The sequence below is a fragment of the Delftia sp. UME58 genome (assembly GCF_014170385.1).
Classification (GTDB): Bacteria; Pseudomonadota; Gammaproteobacteria; order Burkholderiales; family Burkholderiaceae_C; genus Comamonas; species Comamonas acidovorans.
The window spans coordinates 20,538-41,997 of record NZ_LZZV01000102.1 but is presented as its reverse complement, the minus strand read 5'-3'; the positions used below and the strand labels follow the sequence as shown (position 1 = coordinate 41,997).

Below are 21,460 nucleotides of genomic sequence, written 5' to 3'. Positions count from 1 at the left end.
GATTAATCATTCGAACACATTCCTGCGGAGCGCTTTTTCTTATTCCGCAGCTTTCTTGCAGCTGCTCCGGCTTCCCATATTTTACCTTTCCAATAATATAATATCCGGGCAACTCTTCCACTATCAACTGCAGTGTTCATCGCGCCTTTGCAATGCGAGCATGGAGCATATTCTCCATGCATCTCAATTGTATCTGTTGGCGAATAGTCATCCTCTTTTAGAGCCTTTCTTTCAGTGTGCGTCACCAATGAGCATAGGGGATATCCAAGCTTCTTATCCTCTTCTGTCATCCCTCCGCTTACATAATCTCTTTCGGATTTAACATTCCCATTCTCATCCTTTGTTTTTGCTTTTAGCTTGTGTGGTGGCCGCTTGGCTAAGCCAAAAGGGTCATACCAACTTCCAGAGTTGGGGCCATAGATATAAAAATTATTACCACCACCAAACCCAATCGGATCCTGATGCACAAACCTTCCAACCACAGGATCGTAATACCTGAACCGGTTGTAGTGCAGCCCCGTCTCGCCGTCAAAGTACTGTCCCTGGAACCGTAGCGGTTGCTCCACCAGCGCAAGGCTTTGTACCTCACCCTGCGCGGCCAGGGCCAGCGGGCGCTGGTCGTGGGTGAACACCGCTGCATCGTCCGTGCCGGTGCGCAGGTACTGCAACTGCTGGGTCTGGCCCCAGACCTTGTAGCTGGCGGCCCAGACGATGCGGCCGGTTTCGTCGGTGAGCTCCTGGGGGGCGCCGATCTGGTCGCAGTGGTAGTAGTAGGTGGCGAAGCTGGCTTGGTCCGCTTCTGCCTGTGCGTTGCGGTTTTCCTCGCTCTTCCATTCCGACTCCAGCTTGGCCAGGGGCACGAAGCTGTCGGGCTCGTAGAGGTATTCGCTCAGGCGTGAGCCACGGATTTCTCCGGCGAGCAGGTCGCCGTCGTAGAGGAAGGTGGTGCGCCCGAAGGCATCGTGCTTGTCGATGCGCCGGCCGAGCGCGTCGTAGCGGTAGCGCGTGGTCTGGACGGTGGCGGCAGGCTCTGGCTGCGCGTTCGAGCCGGCGATCTTCGGGCCGGGCCTGTCGAGGTAGCGCGTGACCGTGGATTCGAGCATCTGGTGCTCGGCGCTGTAGCGAAAGCGCTGCACGGTGTGCCAGCCGATGCGGCGCTCCACGATGTTGCCGTGCAGGTCGTACTGGAAGCGCAGGTCCTGGTAGACGGTGAGCCGGTTGGTGGGCACCTGTTCGCGTTCGTTGCTGGTGCCGCCGCTGCTGAGGTCTCCACCACGGTTGGGGTTGAGCAGGTTGCCTGCGGGGTCGAACGCGAAGGTTTCCAGGTTCCGGCCCGAGGTAGGCGATCCGCCGGCAGCATTTTTCTGGGCGGCGAGGATGCGGCCCAGGGCGTCGTAACGGTACTGGCTGTCGCCGCGCAGGCCGTCGCGCGTGGCGACGAGGTTGCCTGTGGGGTCGTACTGGTACAGGCGGGCGATGCGCTGGCCGGAGGGCAGGGGAGTGTCCCGGTCCCAGAGGGCCTGGGGTGAAGGCCTGCCGGGCTGACCCTGGAGTGCGCCTTGCTGGCTGACCTTGTGCGAGGTGAGGCGGCCCATGGGGTCCCAGCCATAGCGGCTGGTCAGCGTGCCTTGGGTGCGTTCGATTTCCTGGTGCAGGGCGTCGCGTTCGATGTCGCTGACCACCTGGCCGTCGGCGAGGATCTGGTGCAGGTGGCCCGAGCCGTAGTAGAGCCATTGGACGTGGCGGTCCCCGGGCAGCCAGCAGTCCGTGCGGTTGCTCAGCGCGTCGTAGGCGTGCCGATAGCTGTAGGTCGCCAGCGCTTGCTCGTCTGCACTGGGCGCCATGTGCACCTGGGTCTCTTCCACCAGCCGCGATAGAGCGTCGTAGGCGAAGCGCACGTGCGCATCGGGGTTGCTGGCATGCAGCATGCGGCCCAGCAGGTCGTAGCCATAGGTGGTGGTTCCTCCGTCTCCATTACCTGCCGCGTCGCTGCCCACGTGGATCTTGGCGACAAGGCGGCCCAGCACATCCCTGCGAAACAGCGTGCGCTTGGGCAGGGCTGCGTCGGGCCGTGGATCGTAGGGCGTATCCGGGGGCAGGTGGGCATCGCGCTCGTGCAGTTCGGTCAGTTCGCTGGCGGCGTTGTAGCGGTAGCGCTGTATGCGGCCGTCAAAACCGGTTTCCTCGATCAGGTTGTCTGCGGCGTCGTAGGTGAAGCTGGTGACGGCGCCGTTTTCGTTCTGCAGGGCGATGAGCCTGCCCACGGCGTCATAACGGTAGCGCAGCGTGCCGCCCAGCGCATCGCGGCGCTCCACGGGCTGGTCCAGGCCGTTGTAGGTGTAGCGGGTGATGGCGCCTTGCGGGTCGGTGTAGGAAAGCAGGTTGCTCTGGGGGTCGTAGGCATAGTGATGTTCGGAACCATCAGCGCCCCACATCCGGCGCAGGCGTCCAAGCGCGTCGTGAAGGTAGCGGGTGGTCTGGCCCAGGGCGTCGGTGGAGGCCACTAGGTTGCCCAGGATGTCCCACGCATAGCGCGTGACCCGGCCCGAGCAGTCGGTGTAGGCCACGAGCTGTCCGGCTTCGTCCCACTGCAGATGGCGGGTTTTGCCCAGCGCGTCTTCTATGGCGACGGGCAGGCCGCGCGTGTCGTATTTCCAGCGCGTGGCGTGGCCGAGCGGGTCCAGGCGCTCGACCAGGTTGCCCTGGGCGTCGTAGGCCTGCCGCCAGACATGGCCCAGCGCGTCGGTGACTTCTTCGGGCAGGTTGAGCCGGTTGTACTTGAGGCGGGTGGTGGCACCTGATGCGTCCGTGACGGCCAGCAGGTTGCCCTGGGCGTCGAATTGCCAGCGGGTGGTGCGGCCCATGGCGTCCCGCGCCTGTTGCGGGTTGCCGGCGGCGTCCATGCGCGTCTCGGATCGGACGGGCTGGCCATCCGGCCCGGGTTCGACGATGGCGATGACCTCATGCCGGGCGTTGTATTCGTAGCTGCTGCGCCTGCCCAGGGCGTCGGTGACATGGGTGGTGCGGCGGCCCAGGTCGTAGTCGAAGCGGGTGTCCAGCGTGCCGGGCTCGTCGGTCCAGGTCCGCACGACGCGGCCGCCCGCGTCAAGCCGGCTCCATTCCTGGTGGTAGGTGAAACCGGTGCGGCTGCTGTAGGCCACCATCAGGTGCTGGCGATAGCGATAGTGCGCCACGCCGCCCATGGCATCCGTGGCGGACTGGAGGTTGGCGTGGGCGTCATCCGGGACGTTGCCATCCGTCCCATAGGCATAGCGTGCCAGCAGGCCGCCGACCTGTTCCACACCGTTGATCACACGGGATTCCAGGTGGATCTCCTGCAGGAGCGGGCCGGAGGGGCTCAGGTCTTCACTCCAGGTGAAGCGCAGCTTGCGGCCAGCGCTGTCGGTCAGTCCCAGCGGGCGGGGCGCGCGGCCATCGATGCCTGTGGCAGTGTAGGCCGGGTAGTGAAGGCTGATGGTGTTGCCATTGCGGTCCACCAGGTGCACCAGTGGCAGACGCCATTGGCCGGTGGCCGGGGGGGCGAACAGGTGCCGGGTGCCATCGGCGCTTTCAACGCTCCAGCCGCCTTGCTGGTGGTGGGTGACGGTGATTTTTTCGCGCGGGTCGAAGTGGCTGGTACCGGCGGCAATCACGGGCAGCTGTATGCGGCGCCCGCGGGCGTCGTAGTAGTGCACCGCATCGTGGACCAGCACCAGTTCGGTGGACAGGGGCGTGCTCCATCCCCATCCAAGCCAGCCAGGACGGCGGTCGCTGGAGCGGTAGTACCGCTGCCAGGTCAGGCCCATGGGGCCGGGCAATTCGAAATCCGTGTCGCGCAGGATCTTGGTGCCTGTGGCAAAGATCACGGGATGGCATGTGCCCAGCTCGCAGGTCGGTGGCGTGTCAATGCTTCCCTCGGAGGCGTTATCGATGATGTTGCCCTGCGTGTTGGGATTGACGCTGTTGTCCGTGCGCTGTGCCACGGGGTTGCGGCGCGATTTGGCGCGCTGGGCGATCTTGCCCAGGACAAAGCCAATGGTGATGGCGGCCACGCCATCGGCGATCACTTCGGCGACCTGGTCGATTTTTTCGTCGGTCAGAGGCGGTGTCAGCAGCTCCTGGATTTCCTGGGCGAGTTCGGCGACTTGCTCGGCCGCCTGGGCCATGGCGGCCCCTCCGACGACGAGGTTGACGCCGGGAATGAGCTTGCCCACGAGCTTGAGGGCGGGTCCGATCAGCGCGCTGGGATCGGTCAGGCTTTCTCCAAGGGCCGACAGCTGGCTGGAGAAGGCGCCCGGCAGCTTTTCGATCACCTTCTGCGCCAATTGGTCATAGGGACCGGGCAGCGCCTTCATGGCAAGGCGCATGGCCCAGCCAGGATTGATGACCATGGCGTTGCTTTTGGTCGTGTCGAAGGACCGCACGCTGCCCCGGCTCTCGAACTTGGTATCGCTGCTGTAGCTGGTGGGCTCGGCTGCGCCGCCGACAACGCCGGAACGCACGCCCGCGATACCACCGAGCTTGTCGGGCGTGGCGGGTATGGACTCGAAGCGGCTGCCGGCCACGGCCACGGGGTGCCCATCAATCTTGAGCGTGGCCGTGCCGTTTTTCAGGCCTGGGCCATGGGCCATATTGAGGATGGGAACCGGTGGTCCCTGAGGCTTGGGAAAGACGGGGTTGATCGGGCCAGGAATCATGGCCGGATTGCGGCCTTCGTGGATCGCGCGGCGGTCGTTGACGTAGGTGGCCATGGATGGACTCAGGACTCTTGGGAAATGGAGGATTGGCGCCGCCCGGCTGCGGAAGATCTTCCTGCCGTGCGGGCATGGCGATTCCAGGTGGCGCTCCAGGCGGCCACGCGGGTGTTCAGCCCGGTGACCGTGAGCAGGCCTGCGTGGCCTGCCAGGGGCGACGGCATGACGGGGTGCGTCAGCCACTGGCGCATCTCATGGAACAGGCTGAGCATGAGAGGCGCCCAGGCCGCGCCCATTTGACCAAGCAGTGCTGCCGGGTCCTGGGCTTGCGGCAGGCCGCCCTGTGACGCCAGCGCCGCGGAGAGGCTGGCCAGCTCTGCGCCCCGCCATGCCGAGCCATCCATGTCGGACCAATAGGAGTGCAGGGCGTTGACCGGCATGTGCGCTGCCTTCAGCGCACCGTGGCTGGCCTCGATCAGTGCGCGGCCATCGGGCAGGGTGTCGCTGTCCAGGCGTGAGCGTGGCTCGTCTGCAAAGAATGGTGGATAGACCGTGACGAAATCTGCAGTGGCCGGCTTGCGGGACAACCGTACAAAGGCTGCGCCTTCCGAGGCAATGAAGCCTTCGCAGACGCCGTTGACCTTGGCCCAGCGACGCTGGTAGAGCACGTCCGCGATCTCCGTGTCCACGAAGCTGTCCACTCCGCCGATGATCACTTCGGGCACCGAGGGGTTGTCGTGCATGAAACGATAGGCCTGCGACAGCGCATCGGCGCCTGCCACTGCGCCGCCCGGGTAGACCTTGATGGGCAGGAACTCTGCGGCGAGGTCCAGTGCGCGGGGAAGCTCCAGTGCGAATCGGCCGGTGTCTATCCAGCCCGGCAGTTCAGGCAAGGAGTCGGGCAGTGCCACGAAGAGGGGGATGGGCCGCTGCAGCGGCCAGCCTGCGGCAGGCGCCGGCTGGCCGCGCAAGGCTTCGTGCAGGGCAGGGGCTGCGAGCCGGATCAGGCGTTCCGTTCCTTTGCAGGCTGCATCAATGGCTTGCACCCGGGATACGGTGGCACGGTGCTCGGCCTGGCCGGTGATGACCTGCCGGGTAAAGCTCGACTGGCGTGCAGTGAAGCCGCAGCCGGTCTGCCAGGCCCGGGTGCCGATGGGGGTGCATGCGCCAGTGGCCGCGATGACGAGAGGGTTCATGGTTGTGGCCTGCCGATGTTGAATGCCGCACGTTCGATCACGGAGGCCGTGCTGCAGGCCAGGGCCTGAACGACGGCCAGATCGTCGGCCTCGATCCACAGCGCTGCGCCCACGCGTGAGAGGTGTTCCAGATAGAGCAGTCGTCGCAAGGGCGCTCCCACCATGGCCGAGGACTCTTGCAGAACCACCTGTGTGCGAGGGCGGCCCAGACGCAGTGCAGGGCCTGAAACAGGAAGCGCGGCCAGGGCAGCATCCACGCAGGCGGCACGGCCGGATGCCTCATTACCCATGTCGAAGGCGATATCGGCAGGCTCTCCTGTAAGCAGGGCCGTGGCGTCAGCCAAGATGCGGCAGGCCTCTTCATCCTCCCAGGCCGTATGGGCAGCAAGCTGGCGAAGCAGAGGAATGTCTCCCACAAGCGAGGCCGCATATACCTGCAGGCCCCAGGGCATTTGGGGATGCCGGCCTTCCCGCAAGGCGCTTGCCAGCGCATGTCCATCCCTGGCGGCCAGCAGGGCCAAGGCCACGGTGGAATGCGGCATCCGGGCCAAAAGAGTGCGTGCCACAGGCGTTTCCTGCCGGCTGCCCATGAGCGCCAGCGCCAGCAAGGCGGCCTGCGCATCGCTGTCTTGTTGCGTGGCTGCGATGGCCTTGGCTTCATCGCCACGCCCGGTGCATCGCCAATCACACAGGGCCGCCACGCCGCCCGGCAGACTGGACGTCCATGCAGAGATGGCTTGTGCGAATTCGTCGCTGACAGCTGGCCGGGAAATTGCGAGGCGCTGGAGCAACTGTGCCAATGGCGCGCTTTGCCTGTGCTTTTCCTGGGAGAGCAGCCAGGTGAAGTATTCGGCGACGGTGTTGTCAAAGCAAAACCGCATGGCGTTGAAGACCGCGTTCGGCTGGGCCTGGAGATGGGCTCCCAGCGTTCGCTCCAGCCCATCGTGGACGTGCTTGCGTTGCAGGTGCAGGGCTTGCAGGCAGGCCAGCGCGAAGATGCGGGAGGGCTCATCCAGGATTTCAGCGCCAGCTGTTTCGATGGCCTGCTGGCAGGCATGGTCCAGCTCAGGTGCGTGCATCAGGTGCTGCTTCAGGCCGCTCAGCGCCTGCACGATGCTGTCGTCGAACACGGCAAAGGCGTCGGGGCGCGACGCGGGGCGCTGCAGCAACTGGGAGCGGCGCCAGTACTGCGTTACCAGCGTGCGTGCCAAGCGGGGCACCTGCCCGTCCATGACGGGGATGTCGATGGCCCGGGGAATGGGGAGTTCAATAACGGTCATGATGAAAAGAGGCTGGTCGCTACGTCGCAGCGGCATTGCATCAGGGACAATGCCGCCCAGGAGGAACCCAAGCGATGCTGGACAATCTGACGCCGTTTGCTGCGGAAATACTGCCGGGACATGGCGCCGACGGCACCCTGTGCTCCACCGTGGTGATCAAGGCCACGCTGGATTTCGCGGGCCGCGCAGTGGCACAGGGCAAGGCGGTGCCTGTGTTTCGCGGTGATGAGTCCTTTGATGGGAGCGGGCACGTGGTGCGCCACGAGGCCGATATCGCCCCGCTGAAATCCCGCGTGGATGTTCTGTTCAATGGCCATGCCCATGCACCTGGCGGCAAGGCTGTGGCACGTTTCGACGCGGGTCTGGCCATTGGCGGCGAAAACCGCGTCATCCGCGTCTTTGGCAAGCGCGTTTGGCGCCGCAAGATGGGGCTGGTGCCTGTGGTGCAGGAGCTGGAGCCTGCGCTCAAGGTTCCCCTGACCTACAACCTCGCCTTTGGCGGTGCGGATGCCGAAAACCCCGAAATATTTCACGGCCCCAATCCGGTGGGGGCGGGCTTCAGTGCAGGCCTTCCCCAGGACGGAGCGCCGATGCATCAGCTCGAATGGGCCGATGACCCGCTCCGATCGCCAGCCGACCGGATTTCGCCAGCCGGCTTTGGCTGCATAGGACGCAGCTGGTTGCCGCGTCGTGCCTTGTGGGGCAGCTATGCGGCTCGGGAGCTTGAACAGTCGCCGGGCCTTCTCTCGCGCATGCCGGCCTCTTTTGATCCGGCTGCATGGAACTGCGCCCATCCGCGCATGCAATTCAGGCGGGACCAGGTACGGGCGGGAACGAGGGTTGCCTGGGTCCACCTGAGCGCCGAGGGCGAGGGGGAGACCATCATTCCTGCTATCCGTCCGCAGCTCGGTTGGGTGATGCGTGGTGAGCGCGGCGCTGCAAGTCCCGAATTCGATACGCTGATCATTGAACCCGAGCATGGGCATCTGGTGCTCATATGGCGGCACACGCTTGCAGGGCATGTCCTGCGTGGTCTGGAAAGCGTTCAGGTCCATCTCTGATCCAGCCTTCAGTTGATGCGGACTTCGGCCGCATCCAGATCCAGCAGGTCCCGCGCGTCCTGCTCAATCGTCAGTGCGACCAGACGGACAAGGCCCTGGGCTGTCAGCTTCAGCGTGGCTTGCCCGCAACTGAGCGTGATGCAGTCCTGCGACTGCAGGCGGATGGCACGCTGCCCCCACGGCGCTGCAGGAGAAGGCGAGAGAACGGCTGTAATGGTGGCCTGCCCGGTGGGCAGGACTGCGAGCAGGACCTCGTCTCCGGGAACCAGTTCCGGAAGCAGAACGCCAGCGGGAGCCTGAAGCGAAACCACGGGGTCTTGCGCAAGGGCCACCAGATACAGGTCTTGTTCCTGAGCTTCGATGACTCGTCCAGCCAGGAGCTGTACGTTCGACACGGCGTGCTGCAGGCTGCCGTCATCGGACGGTTCGACAGGAATGCGTGCTTGTGGGATTGCCATGGGATTTCCTTCAAGCGGGGTTGATATGGCTGTCCGGAGACGACACGGTCACCTTGGAGCTGCCGCTGATGGAGATCGTCTGTCCGTTGACCTGCACGGTGCCGTCGCTGGTCATGCGCAACACGGCCTTGCCGCACTTGATCTCGATGGCGTCGCCCACGGTGATGGCCATTTCCTTGCCCACCGTGATCGTCTGCACCTCGCCAACGGTGGTGGCGGAGTTCTTGCCGACCGTCGCCGTATGGTTGTCGGCCGTGTCGTCGGTGCGGTTCTTGCCCACGCTGGTGGACTGGTTCTGACCCGCTGAAACACTGCGGTTCATGAGCACCGTCGTGCTCTGGCTCAGCCCCACATTCACCACCATGGCCGCGCCCACATTGACGTTGTAGGCGGCGCCGATGTTCACCATCTTGGCCAGGCCCACGTTCTGCATGTAGGCCAGTCCGATGGTCTCTGTCTTGAAGCTGCCCACCTTGATCGACCAGTTGTTGCCGATCTTGTCCTTCTCGTTGCGGCCTATGGTCTTGCTGCGGTTCTTGCCGATGGAGATGTTCTCGTCGATGCCGACGTCTTCATTGCGGTTGTCGCCGATGCTGATCTTCTCGTTGTGGTCCACCCGCTCCGTGCGGTTGTTGTGCACGGTGATGGTCTCGTCGCGGTCCACGGTCTCCGTGCGGTCGCGGTGGATGACGTTGGTCTCGTCCCGGTCGATGGTCTTGCGCCGGTCGTTGCCCACCCATTTGTCCTCGTCGTTCTCGACTTCGGTGAGCTGGTCCTTTTGCGCGTGCAGCCACAGCTGTTCGGCGCCCGCCTTGTCCTCGAAGCGGATGGCGTTGGCGTCGCCCTGGCCGTTCTTCAGGCCCGCGCCCGGGGCGCCGCCCTTGCTGGATCTGGTCTTGATGCCCGATTGCGTGGCGTTGGCCGGCAGCGCCCAGGGCGGCATGTTGGAGGCGTTGTAGACGCAGCCCATGACGATGGGGTAGTCCGGGTCGCCGTTGAGGAAGTCCACGATGACTTCCATGCCGATGCGCGGGATGTGCACCGCGCCAAAGCCCGGCCCGGCCCAGCTGGTGGCCACGCGCATCCAGCAGCTGGAGTTCTCGTTCATGCCGCCGATGCGGTCCCAGTGGAACTGCACCTTGACGCGGCCGTACTGGTCGCACCAGATCTCCTCGCCCGCAGGGCCGACGACGACGGCGGTCTGCGGACCCGTGGTGCGCGGCTTGGAGGTGATGCGCTGGGGCTTGAAGGGCAGGCTGGTGGGCTGGGCCTGGAGCACGAATTTCTGTGTCGAGCCCTCGCCGCTGCCGCCGTCGCTGACGCGCGGGTTTTCTTCGAAGGCGTAGTCCACGGCCGTGACCAGGTAGGCCTGGTTCTGGTCGCCGCGCGGGTAGTTGTCCAGCGTGAAGGTGTAGCCCGGCGCCATGGCGCGGTGGTTGGAGCTGCCCTGCACCGTGCTCTGGCGCGTGAGGCTTTGCTGCAGGCGCACGCGGATGTAGTCCTCGCCGTCGCCGGTTTCGGTGTAGCCGCCCGGCCATTCGTAGATTTCATAGGCGTCGTGCGCGTGGCCGGGCGGGTTGCGGCGCATGTTGGACAACTCGGCGCGGGGCTTCTTGAAGTCGTAGTCGTCGTTGTAGTGCCGGCCGGGCTTGACGCGCTGGTGCAGCTCCCAGGCGTGTATGCATTCCTCGCGCGCCACGGCGGCCTTGCCCGGCGGGTGGAAGGGGATGACGGCGCCGCCCTGCAGCGGGTCGTGCGAGGCGACGATGTCGTCGCCCAATGTCAGCACATGCTGGCCCGCGCTGTGCTGGTGGTAGTAGCAGATGCCCTCGTGCTCCATGAGGCGCGAGACGAACTGGAAGTCCGTCTCGTTGTACTGCACGCAGTACTCCCAGGTGCGGTAGGAGCGCGTCAGGCGCTGCTGCATGGGGTGGCCGTAGATGCCCAGGACCTCGTTGATGATGTCCGGCACGGTCTTGTTCTGGAAGATGCGGAAGTCGCTGCGGCGCGTGGCCAGCCACAGCCAGGGCGACAGGCGCGCGCGGTACAGGAAGTTGCGGTGCTCGTCCTGGCCGCGCATGCCGAAGGCCGTGACCAGGCCGTCGATGTAGCGTTTGCCGCCGTCCTGGGTCTCCACCACCACGGTGGCGCCCTTGCCCAGCAGGGCCTTGGGATCGATGCTGTCGCTTTCGCTGAGCAGGTCGATCTCCAGGGTGAACAGATGGCTGATTTCCTCGCGACCCTGCAGCCGGCGCAGCTGCAGCTGGTCTGCCAGGGGGGTGTTGATGGTGACTCTGCGTGTCATGGTGTCGGATCTCGCGGTGCTTGGGGTGGAAGAGGGGTCGGGGCTTCAGGCCTGGATGGCGGGGCCTGCGTGCGCCGGTCGATGAAGGGCTTGCATGGGGTGGCTGGAAGGTCCTCTGCTGCTATCGGGCTGCGTACACCAGCCCTGGACGGGCGCCGTCGGCGTCATCCTGGGCGTCATCCGTGACGGGGTCGCTGTCGAAGGGCTGGCCCAGCGCAATGAACTGGTAGTTGCCGCGCCGGTCGGTGAAAACCGCCAGGCCGCCCGGCGTCAGGGCTACGTTGAACCAGTCGTTGTCGGTTCTGGGCTGGTCCGGGTCCAGCGTGCGGGACAGGCTCCGGGCCAGCACGCTGCCGGCCAGGCTCGCCTGGTTCAACACCCGGGTCTGCCGGCCATCCGCGCCATACAGCCGTAGCTCCCCGGTGGCTTCGACCTTGCGCAGGTCCTCGCCCAGAGGGATGGAGCGCTTCAGGCTGGCCAGCACAAACCGGCCGCCCGGCGCCAGGTGCAGGTCGGGCGGGATGTCGTTGCCACCGCTGCGGAACTCGGCCAGGTGCACGATGCGCGCCTCTGCGCCCAGTGCCAGCGCGGCGCCCATGCCGCGCTGGCCGGGCAAGGCATAGATCAACAGCACATTGCCTGCCGACCATGCCTGGGCCTGCGCGGCCATTGCGGCGGCCGGGTCCTTGTCCTGGGGCTGCACGGCCAGGGTTCCGTCAGCGGCGCGGGCCAGGCGGGGCAATGCATCGAAGCTGCCCAGATTGCGCGCTTGCTGCAGCGTCCAGCCCGGCAGGGCGAAGGTCAGCAGCTGGTAGGGCTTGCGGCCGTCCGCATCGGGGTCCAGCCGGCTGCTGGCGACGATGTTCACCACCCCGTCACTGCTGTCCTGCGCATCCTGCGTGACGACAGGGCGGGCAAGGCAACCGCCAGGTCGAACTCCTGGCCGTGGCAGCGCCGCAATGGCCGCAGGCTTGCCGCTGCGCTCTGACAGTTGAAAACTGCCTGTCTTGGTTTGCTGGACCAGGTCCAGCCTGTCAACGGTGCCGTTGCAGTACACGGCGTAGAGATAGCGGTGGGGGTTCTGGACGGGTGCCGTGGGGGCCGCCGTCTCAGCCATGCCCAGGCCAGGGCACAGCAGCGCCAAGCCGATGGCGCTGGCGGTGGCGCTTCGGTGCATGGAAAGGGATTGCTTATTGCGCTGCATAGACCAGACCAGGCAGCCGGCTGTCGTAGTCGTCGGGGTCCAGGCCCACGACCGGGTCCAGGCCGAAGACATGTCCCAGTTCGACGAAGTGGTAGTTGCCCAGTGGATCGGCGAACACGGCCAGTCCATCCGGGGTGAGCGCGATGTTGAGCCAGTGGCCGGCCGTGCGCGGTGTGTCGCGGTCCATGTCTTCCTTGGGCATCAAGACCATGGAGGGCCCAGCGACGCGGGCATCGTTCAGCGTGGCCAGCTGGCGGCCTTGTGCGTCGTACAGGCGCATCTCGCCGGTGGTGGCCAACTGCTGCAGGCCCCGCTCCACGGGTACGAGCTTGTTCAGGGTCAGCAGCACGTAGCGGCCGCCTGGCGCAAGGCGCCATCCCGGGGCCAGGCTTTGGCCGGGCAGCGCCTGCAACGGCACCGTGAGTGCGCGCTCGCGGTCCGACAGCGCAAAGCCCAAGCCGTCTGCTCCCGGGAGGCGGTAGCTCAGCAGCACGCGGCCTGCCGACGTTTCCTCCGCCCGGAGATCCTCCAGGGATTCGCCACCGGCGTATGCCCTGGCCTGCTGTGTCAACTGCGTGCGCAGGTCGCCATCCGCCTTGTGTACGGCGAAAAGGGAGCCGTCTTTGGCCCGCCGCATGTGCGGCTGGCCGTTGTCGAAGCGGCCCAGGTCACGGGTTCCGAGCAAGGTCCAGCCGGGCAGGGAAAACGTCAGCAACCGATAGGACTGTCGGCCATCGGCAGCGGCGCCCGTGCCATCGCCTGCGACCAAATTCACCAGGCCTGCGGCCTGATCCTGCATGTCGCCCGTAGCTGCGGGGCGAATCTGGCAGCTGTCGGCGAAGGAGGTGCTTGCGCTTTGCACTGGCACCGCGGGTGGTTCGCCACTTCGCTCGGAGAGCTGAAAACTGCCTGTCTTGGTCCGGCTTTTCAGATCGAGTCGATCCACTCGGCCATTGCAGTACACGGCATACAGATAGCGATACTGGCTGCGGTCTGTGGGGGCGAGTGCCTTGGCCGTTGCTGCCGTAGCGAGTGTGGCCGAAGAATGTGCAGCGGCCCCCATCTGGTCGGCGCTGGAAGAGCAGCCCACGGCCATCGCTATGGCAGCCATGGCTGCGGCAGCCGTCATGAGGTGGATGACGATAGAACGGGCGGGCATGGCTAAAAGTCCTCCCTGCCCAGCACGTTCTCTACATAGTTGGGATCGCCCTTGGTGCCGCGCTCTGAAACCGGAACCTGCTCCCATTCAGCCAGTCCCAGTGTTCCAGCGGGGTTGATCGTGACAAACAGCTGACCGTCCTGCTGGCGCACGCGGTACTCGTGGAGGCCATTGGCATAGCCGTTGAAGCCGCGCAGTGTGTCGCGTTCCAACTGCTCGGCCGTGTAGTCCGGCAGTTCCACGGGAATGGCTGGCAGCCCCTGCCTTGCCCGTGCCTGGTTCCAGGCAGTCACTAGGTTGCTGAATTGCTGGCTTTTGCGTACGTTGCGCGGGTAGTTGCGGGCGAAGCGCTCCTTTTCCTGATAAAGCGTCCAGCCGCCGCGCACATTCTCTTTCCAGCTCCAGGTCTGGTCTGCGGTAGGCGGTGGCGTTGTGAGCTGGCATAGACCCACACCGCCTTTGCCGTCACTGCTGTACTTGGGCCAGTGGCCGGGAGGTGACAGGAACTGATGTAGTGAACTTTCCTGCCGCATCTTCTTGCGGAACACGACTCTGTCTGCACCGATGCCGTTGGCGAATGCTCGAATGGCCGTGCTCGATGGGTTTTGGCCCACGATGAGCCAGCTGACGCTGGCACGGCGCTCCAAGCCTCCAGCACGCAAGATGACTTGTACGGTGAGGCTGCCACCTCGCACTTCGGTGAAGGGAATGCGCCAACTGGCGTTGGCACTGGTCTGCGACGCGATGGGGCTGTGCTGGGTGCGCTGCTTGTTTCCGAACCGTGTCTTGCTGACATCGCTGCCGCCGTCGTAAATCAAAGTGGCCGACCATTCATAGATGGGCGTGGCTCCCGCAGGCAGTGCTTCGTTCTGCAAGACGGCAGTCACGGTAATGGTGGGCATTTGCGCATCGGCGGTGATGGCGAATTGAGATCCTGCGGGTTGGCTCGTAATGGCAAGCGGCATGGTCGAAGCTCTTTGGAATAGGGTGGGTTGCGGGTCTAGCGCGACGCCTGCGCAGCGCGGGCGCGATCCAGGTGGAGCACGGCGGCATCCAGCAGAGGGTCGCCACCGGCCTGGACGGAGGCGGTGAAGGCCGCATCCACGGGAACGCGCAGGCGCGGGGCGACGCCCTGGGCCTGCGCGGAGGTGGGGTTACCGCCAGCGGGGCCGGTTTCTGCGAGCAGGGGGACTTGCACGATGAAGCCGGCCGGCAGGTGCACGCGCGTGGCAGGGCCGGTGGCGCCGGCCGTGGCGCTGGTGGCGACGATGTCGGCACGCTGGCTGTGCTGCAGCCAGGCGGCGAACAGTTCGCAGGGGCCGGCGCAGCCGGGGCCGGTGAGCACGGCGACGGGCGCCGTGAAGGGCGCGCCCGAGGCGGCCAGCGGCAGCTGGGCCGGCAGGCCCAGGCCGCCACGACTGCGCCAGACGCGGGCGGCGGGGTCGAACAGGCGCTGGGCGGCGTCCTGCATGCGCAGCGGTTTGTCGCGCGTGTAGAGCGAGGCCAGCATGTGGGGCATTAGCTGGTAGGCGTCGTCGCCCCGGTGGGCGCGCAGGTCGATGACCAGGCCCGTGACCCTGGCCTGGGTGGCGGCGGCCAGGGCGCCCTCCCAGCGGTTGAGCTGGCCGGTGGCGCCGTCGGCAAAGCTGTCGAGGGCGATGTAGGCCAGGTTGCCGCCCTGGGCGCTGCGCAGCAGGAAGGAGGCCAGGGCGGGCTCGGCCGCAGGCAGGGCCGTGGTGGCGGCGGGGGCGGCGTCCAGGCGCAGGGTCTGCTCCTGGCTGGCCGAGGGTGTGCCGGCTGCGGTGCGCAGGCTCAGCGTGGCGGGCGTGCCCAGGTCCAGCGCCAGCAGGTCGGCGCGGCGGGCGTCGGCACCGGCGCGCAGCGAGGCGGGGGCAATGCGGTCCAGGTAGCGGGCCGGGCTTTCCCCTTCGATGGCGAGGATGTCGCTGCCGGGCTGCAGGCCCGCCTTGGCGGCGGCAGAGCCTGGCGCCACGCTGGTGATGGCGATGCGGCCGTCCTCGCGCAGCCAGGTGCGCGGCATGGGCAGGTTGACGCTGCCGCGTGCCAGCAGCTGCGGGGACAGGCCCCGGTCGTTGCGGGCAGGCCAGGCCTGGCCGCCGGGCAGCAGAACGCGGTACTGGCCATCGCCCAGGCGCTGGCCCATTTCTGCCAGGGCCTGGGCCTGTGCGGCGCTGTCGCCGCGCTCGGCGGCGGTCTGCAGGCGCTGGCCGTAGTCGGCACGCAGCTTGCCGGCATCAAAGCCGCTGGCGGCCGCCAGCGGGTGGCGCTCGGCGATGAGGCCGATGAGGGCCTGGGCCGCATCGCCTGCGCCCAGGCGGGACAGGTCGATGTCCTGCGCGGGCTGGACGGCGTGGAAGGCCAGGGCGATTTCCCGGGCACGGTCGAAGCGCAGGCCCTGCGGCTCCAGCGTGACCACGGTGTAGCCGCGCGGCAGGGTGACCATGGGGTCGTCGGCGGTGAACAGGCGCCCGTCGGCGCCAAAGCCGGAAGGGAAGCGCTGCGTGGCATCGCTGGCCCAGACCAGCAGCTTGCCGCCCGTGGGCTCCAGGATGTCGCCGCTTTGGCGCGGCCATTCGGTGCGCACGGAGCTGGCGCGCAGCATGGCGTGCTGTTCTATGGCGTCCAGGCTGCGCCGGCCCGCGCGCTGGGGCACGTCGGCATGGACGGACAGGGCGAAGATGCGTACGCCCCGGCCCCCGGGACGGGCACGGCCCGTGGACAGGTCATAGGTCGTGCCTTCGGGGTCGCTGGGCAGTTCGATGGCCACGCCGGTGCTGTCGCCACGCGGCAGGGCCAGCCATTGCGACTTGGCCGGCGCCACATGGGCGGCCTGGCGCTGCACGAGGTACGGCCCCTGGTCCATGAGCGCGACCACGGCCTGCCCGCGCCGGGCGCTGTCCGTCCAGGCGTCGCCCAGCACGGCCATGACGCGGCGTGGGCCGCCCTGGTCGTCCTGCACGGGGGCGGCGCCGGAGGGCGGCGCTTGTGCCGCCTCGGGCTGGGCCTGGTTGCGGTCCCACCAGGCACGGGCCTCGCTGGCGGCACCGGTGGCCGCGTTGGTGGCTGTGCTGGCCGCGCTGCGGCCGGCCTCCAGCGCCTGCTGGCCGGCCGTGGCGGCGCCCGAGGCCCGCTGCACGGTGTCGGCAGCCTGGCCGATGGCGCCCAGGTCCAGTGCCTGCGCGGCCGGGGCTGCCAGCAGTGCGGCGGCAATCACTGCCGTGGTGGCGCGTGGAAGACGGCGCCCGCTCATGCGGGCTCCGCAGCGCGGGTGCGCACGTCCAGCGTGAAGTCGTCGCCGTTGGCGCCGGCGTGCAGGCTTTGCAGTTCCTGGCCTTCCACGGTGGCCTGCAGGAAGTGGGTGGCCATGCGCGGCAGCAGGTTCTGGGTGAGGATGCCGTCCACCATGCGCGCGCCGGACTCGACCTCGCTGCAGCGGCGGCGCACCAGGTCCACGGCGGCTTCGTCGAAGCTGAACTGCGCGCCGTGGCGTTCCTCGATGCGCCGCTGTATGCGCAGCATCTGCAGCCGGATGATCTGCTCCAGCATGGCGTCGGAGATGGGGTAGTAGGGCACCACCGTCAGGCGGCCCAGCAGCGCGGCCGGGAAGGTCTGCAGCAGCGGCTGGCGAACGGCCTGGGCCAGGCCTTCCGGCGTGGGCGCCAGGTCCGGGTCGCGGCACATGTTGGCGATCAGGTCCGAGCCCACGTTGGAGGTCAGGATGATGACGGTGTTCTTGAAGTCGATGTAGCGGCCCTCGCCGTCCTCCATCCAGCCCTTGTCGAAGACCTGGAAGAACATCTCGTGCACGTCGGAGTGGGCCTTCTCGATTTCATCGAGCAGGACCACGCTGTAGGGGCGGCGGCGCACGGCCTCGGTGAGCACGCCGCCTTCGCCGTAGCCCACGTAGCCCGGTGGCGCGCCCTTGAGGGTGGAGACGGTGTGCGCCTCCTGGAACTCGCTCATGTTGATGGTGATGAGGTTTTGCTCGCCGCCATACAGGGCTTCGGCCAGGGACAGCGCGGTCTCGGTCTTGCCCACGCCCGAGGGACCGGCCAGCAGGAACACGCCGATGGGCTTGCCCGGATCGTCCAGCCGCGCGCGCGAGGTCTGGATGCGGCGCGTGATGGCCTCCAGGCCATGGCGCTGGCCGATGACGCGCTTCTCCAGCGTGTCTGCCAGCGAGAGCACGGACTGCACCTCGTCGCGCACCATGCGGCCCACGGGAATGCCGGTCCACTCGGCCACCACGGCGGCGACCACGCCGGCATCGACCACGGGCTGCAGCAGTGGGGCATCGCCCTGCAGCTCGGCGAGCTGGCGGCGCAGCGCTTCCAGCGCGGCCACGCTGGGGGGCTCGGCAGGTTCGGTTGCGGTGGCTTCGGCGGCCGTTTCCGGCGCCGCAGCGGACGGGTCTGCGGCGGCGCCGGTGGAGAAGACGGGCGGCTTCAGGCCCATGAGGGCGGCCTCGGTTTCCAGGATGCGGCGGGCCAGCGCGCTTTCCTGGCGGAAGCGCTCGGCCAGCGTGGCCTGGCGCTCGCGCAGGCTGGCCAGGTCGGTTTCCAGCGCCTGCAGGCGCTCGGCCGTGGGCAGGCCGAGGGCGGCCTCGCGCAGCAGCACTTCCTGCTCCACGCCCAGGGCCTCGATGCGGCGCTGCACGGCTTCCAGCTGGGCGGGCGTGGCATGCAGGGCCATGGCCACGCGCGAGCAGGCCGTGTCCAGCAGGCTGACGGCCTTGTCGGGCAGCTGGCGCGAGGGAATGTAGCGGTGCGACAGGCTGACGGCCGCGGCCACCGCGTCTGCGGCAATGCGCACCTGGTGGTGGTTTTCCAGCTTGGCGGCCACGCCGCGCAGCATGTCCACGGCGCGGGGCTCGTCGGGCTCGTGCACCTGAACGAGCTGGAAGCGGCGTGTCAGGGCCGGGTCTTTTTCGATGTATTTCTTGTACTCGGCCCAGGTGGTGGCGCCGATGGTGCGCAGCGTGCCGCGCGCCAGGGCGGGCTTGAGCAGGTTGGCGGCATCGCCCGTACCGGCCTGGCCGCCCGCGCCCACCAGGGTGTGGACTTCGTCGATGAAGAGCACGATGGGCGTGGTGCTGGACTGCACGGCGTCCAGCAGGCCGCGCAGGCGGTTCTCGAACTCGCCCTTCATGCTGGCGCCTGCCTGCAGCAGGCCCACGTCCAGCACGCGCAGCTCCACGCCCTGCAGCGGCGGCGGCACGTCGCCCTGGGCGATGCGCAGGGCCAGGCCTTCGACCACGGCGGTCTTGCCCACGCCGGCCTCGCCCACCAGGATGGGGTTGTTCTGGCGGCGGCGCAGCAGGATGTCCACCATCTGGCGCACTTCGTCGTCGCGGCCCGTGACCGGGTCCAGCTCGCCGGCCTTGGCGCGGGCCGTCAGGTCCACGGTGTACTGCTGCAGCGCGCCGCCCTGGCCGGGCGCGGTGCCCGTGGCCTGGCTGGCTTCGCCCGGCGTGCCTTCCAGCCCGCTGCCATCGGCCGCGCGCATGCGTGCCTCGGGCGAGTCGGGCAGCAGGCGGGCGAAGGCATCGCTGAGCGCGGGCTCGGAGATCTTGTCGAATTCGCGCGAGATGGAGCGCAGCTCATTGGCCAGCGAGCGCGTGCGCACCATGCCCGACAGCAGATAGGCGCTGCGGATCTGGCTGTCGTTGAACATCAGCGTGGCATAGACCCAGCCGCGCTCGATGGCGGTCTCTATGTGCTCGGAGAAGTCGCTGATCGAGGTGGCGCCGCGCGGCAGCTGGTCCAGGCGGCGAAGCACATCGGCGGCCAGGCGGTCGGAGGCGATGTCGAAGTGGCGCAGGATGCGGATCAGGTCGCAATCGTTTTCCTGCAGCAGCTGGTGCAGCCAGTGCACCAGCTCCACATAGGGATTGCCGCGCAGCTTGCAGAACACGGTGGCGCCTTCCAGCGACTTGAACAGCAGCGGGTTGAGCTTGCCGAAGAGGGATTGGCGGCTGATTTCTGTCATGGGTCTTGGGTGCGGAAAAAAGTGGATGAATGGGGGCCGGGCATGCCGGCTAGCGGCGGGGGCGGACTTCGACCTTGCGGCCCTTGGCCTGGCACTGCGCCAGCAGCCTGTCGACCCAGGCGCGTTCGACGAGGAAGCTGCTGCCGGTGATTTCCTGTGCCGTTTCACGGACGTCGGTGGCGAGGTGGATGGTCTTGGCTTCAGACAAGGCATCGCCATCCCATTGCGCTTCATCCGGCGATGGTTTGGCGGTGAAGCGGCGCTGCCCCAGATTGGCGATCTGGCCACCTTCGAGCCAGACCATCCAGACCGACGATCGCGCAGGGACTGCGCTGCGGTTGTGCTGTTGCACGAAGCAAAAGCGCTGGAGGGCAGCAGGCTTTCCGGGGCCAGTCGATGCCTGGCGGCTCTTCAAATAGATACGCAGGGCGGCTGGAGAAGGAACCAGGGATTGCGCCGGACGCGAGAAATCGGAGGCCCGCCCGCTTTCAGGCGCTGCCAGCAAAGGCAGGGCCAATCCCGCCAGGGTGGCCAGCAGACACCTTGCGAGCAGGCGACGGCCTTGCCTGAAACGGCATGGCCCGGGAAAGCGGTTGCGTCCGATATGCGGCATGTGGCTATCGGGCAGGAGCCACTTTGATGGTGCGGCCCTTGGCCTTGCACTGCGCCAGCAGTCTGTTCACCCAGGCGCGTTCGACGAGGAAGCTGCTACCGTAGATTTCCTGGGCCGTTTCCCGCACGTCGGTCGCGAGCTTGATGGATTTCATTCTTGCCAGGCTTTCACCATCCGCTTTGGCGTCTTCTTTCGTCAGCGTTTTGGGCGAATAGAGATGCCAGCCCATATTGACGATCTCGCCGCCATTGAGCCAGACCATCCACACGTTCGGTTCGGGATCGGACGGATGGTCGGGACGCTGCTGCACGAAGCAAAAGGTATTGCTCTGGCGGGCTCTTTGGGTTTTCCAGACTTCATCCTTGAACTTCAGGTACTGCCGCAGCGCAGTCATGGACGCGACTCTTTCCTGCGCAGGCCGAGAGTAGTCGGCAGCCGTCGGCTCGGTTTGCTGGCTGCTGATTTCAGCCGGCGATGCTGGTGGCTGCGATGATTCGGAGGCTTGGGCACCCATCAAGCAGGCGCTCACTGCAATGGCAGTGGCAAGGCTGGCCATTGGGAAATGGCGATGCGGTTTCAAAGCGCTTGATCCGGTATGGGTTGGTGACATGGAGTGTCCTCCTTGGTTTTCGATGTGTTTGGGGATCAGTCGCGTTTGCGCAGCCGGGCATGTGTGTAGAACATGTTTCTAGCCAGCGCGGCGTGCTGCATGAAATCGGCGCCGGGAGATTTGGATTTCGCAGTTCTCCAGGCAAATAGGCCGGTGGGTGTGGGGTCCGGCGGGACCGGCCCGGTGGCAACGTCCAAGGCTGCTTGCACAAAGTCCAGATAGGCCTTGCGTTTGGGGTGCAAGCCGTTGTTGGCGTTGTCCACATAGTCGCGGAGGTTCTTGGCAATGTCGGGACCCAGCTTCGGATAGACGTTGAAGCCATGGAATTGGACCGATCCCCGGTCATCTGCCATGACGATGTCCTCGACGCTGGTGGCACCGCGAGCCATGAAGTCTTCGGGCTTATCGCTCTTCAGGCGGTTCTCGATCACTCGGCGCATCCATTGCATGCCGGTTTTCACGTTGCTCAGATCCCATGCCTCGGCGGTGTCGCCCGGCGAGACGCTTTCCGCCAGAAACAGCCTTGCCAGCATCCCCTCCGTCGTGCTCTGCGCAGGCAGCGAAATGCTTTTCTCCACCTGCACGGTGATGGCTGCGGGCATGACGCTGAGCCCGGTTCCCTGCACCGCCATGATGCTGAGCTTGGTGAGCCCGGGCTGCTGCGCCACGAAGTCGAATTGCCAGCTGTCGGCGCGGGCGTTGTGTACGGGGGGCTGGGCCGCAAGAATGCTGGGCGCATCGATCCTGGCGCCCAGCTTGTAGGTCTTTGCGACGGCCTCGATCTTGACGCGCAGGCGGTTGCCTTCGACCAGCGTCAGCGTGGAAGGGACCGGGACGTTGTGCGGGAACTTGATCTGTACGGTGGGCATGT

14 protein-coding genes are annotated in these 21,460 nt (G+C 66.6%); 1 reads left to right on the top strand and 13 read right to left on the bottom strand.

Annotated elements, in window-relative coordinates; genetic code table 11:
- Positions 1–2: 2 nt before the first annotated feature.
- Genes A9976_RS26095 through A9976_RS26085 form a run of 3 tightly spaced genes read right to left on the bottom strand, consistent with a single transcriptional unit; the run spans position 3 to position 7,170 of the window.
- Entirely contained in the window at positions 3–4,751 is a 4,749-nt protein-coding gene (locus A9976_RS26095; RefSeq protein ID WP_183021400.1) for a DUF6531 domain-containing protein, read from the bottom strand.
- Between the two features lie 8 nt (positions 4,752–4,759).
- Positions 4,760–5,890 carry a 3-oxoacyl-ACP synthase gene (locus A9976_RS26090; RefSeq protein WP_099752680.1) on the bottom strand — a complete coding sequence of 377 codons (1,131 nt, stop codon included), beginning with the start codon at positions 5,888–5,890 and terminating at the stop codon, positions 4,760–4,762.
- Entirely contained in the window at positions 5,887–7,170 is a 1,284-nt protein-coding gene (locus tag A9976_RS26085; protein ID WP_183021399.1) for a hypothetical protein, read from the bottom strand. Before A9976_RS26085 ends, A9976_RS26090 begins: the two co-directional genes overlap by 4 nt.
- Before the next feature lie 74 nt (positions 7,171–7,244).
- On the opposite strand from A9976_RS26085, the gene A9976_RS26080 reads away from it, so the two are divergent.
- Entirely contained in the window at positions 7,245–8,231 is a 987-nt protein-coding gene (locus tag A9976_RS26080) for a DUF2169 domain-containing protein (protein ID WP_183021398.1), read from the top strand.
- An 8-nt stretch (positions 8,232–8,239) separates the two neighbouring features.
- On the opposite strand, the gene A9976_RS26075 is transcribed toward A9976_RS26080, so the two are convergent.
- The 10 genes from A9976_RS26075 to A9976_RS26030 form a co-directional block, all read right to left on the bottom strand.
- A complete protein-coding gene (locus A9976_RS26075; RefSeq protein WP_183021397.1) occupies positions 8,240–8,689 on the bottom strand; it encodes a hypothetical protein in 450 nt (149 codons plus the stop codon).
- A 10-nt stretch (positions 8,690–8,699) separates the two neighbouring features.
- Positions 8,700–10,994 (bottom strand): type VI secretion system Vgr family protein, encoded by a 2,295-nt coding sequence (locus tag A9976_RS26070; protein ID WP_183021396.1) that lies wholly within the window; start codon positions 10,992–10,994, stop codon positions 8,700–8,702.
- 121 nt (positions 10,995–11,115) lie between these two features.
- Positions 11,116–12,171 (bottom strand): hypothetical protein, encoded by a 1,056-nt coding sequence (locus tag A9976_RS26065; RefSeq protein WP_183021395.1) that lies wholly within the window; start codon positions 12,169–12,171, stop codon positions 11,116–11,118.
- Positions 12,172–12,184: 13 nt separating this feature from the next.
- Positions 12,185–13,357, bottom strand: a complete 1,173-nt coding sequence (locus tag A9976_RS26060) for a hypothetical protein (RefSeq protein WP_183021394.1) — start codon at positions 13,355–13,357, stop codon at positions 12,185–12,187.
- Positions 13,358–13,359: 2 nt separating this feature from the next.
- Positions 13,360–14,322 carry a hypothetical protein gene (locus tag A9976_RS26055; RefSeq protein ID WP_183021393.1) on the bottom strand — a complete coding sequence of 321 codons (963 nt, stop codon included), beginning with the start codon at positions 14,320–14,322 and terminating at the stop codon, positions 13,360–13,362.
- A 35-nt stretch (positions 14,323–14,357) separates the two neighbouring features.
- Positions 14,358–16,628 carry a S41 family peptidase gene (locus tag A9976_RS26050; RefSeq protein ID WP_183021392.1) on the bottom strand — a complete coding sequence of 757 codons (2,271 nt, stop codon included), beginning with the start codon at positions 16,626–16,628 and terminating at the stop codon, positions 14,358–14,360.
- The gene (gene tssH, locus A9976_RS26045) at positions 16,625–19,366 is read right to left on the bottom strand and encodes a type VI secretion system ATPase TssH (protein WP_183021391.1); all 2,742 of its coding nucleotides are present in this window, start codon (positions 19,364–19,366) and stop codon (positions 16,625–16,627) included. Before tssH ends, A9976_RS26050 begins: the two co-directional genes overlap by 4 nt.
- A 49-nt stretch (positions 19,367–19,415) precedes the next feature.
- The gene (locus A9976_RS26040) at positions 19,416–19,979 is read right to left on the bottom strand and encodes a hypothetical protein (RefSeq protein WP_183021390.1); all 564 of its coding nucleotides are present in this window, start codon (positions 19,977–19,979) and stop codon (positions 19,416–19,418) included.
- 4 nt (positions 19,980–19,983) lie between these two features.
- Entirely contained in the window at positions 19,984–20,589 is a 606-nt protein-coding gene (locus tag A9976_RS26035) for a hypothetical protein (RefSeq protein ID WP_232245801.1), read from the bottom strand.
- A gap of 35 nt (positions 20,590–20,624) precedes the next feature.
- Positions 20,625–21,458: a hypothetical protein gene (locus A9976_RS26030; RefSeq protein ID WP_183021389.1), complete on the bottom strand. Its 834-nt coding sequence runs from the start codon at positions 21,456–21,458 to the stop codon at positions 20,625–20,627.
- Between the last annotated feature and the right edge of the window lie 2 nt (positions 21,459–21,460).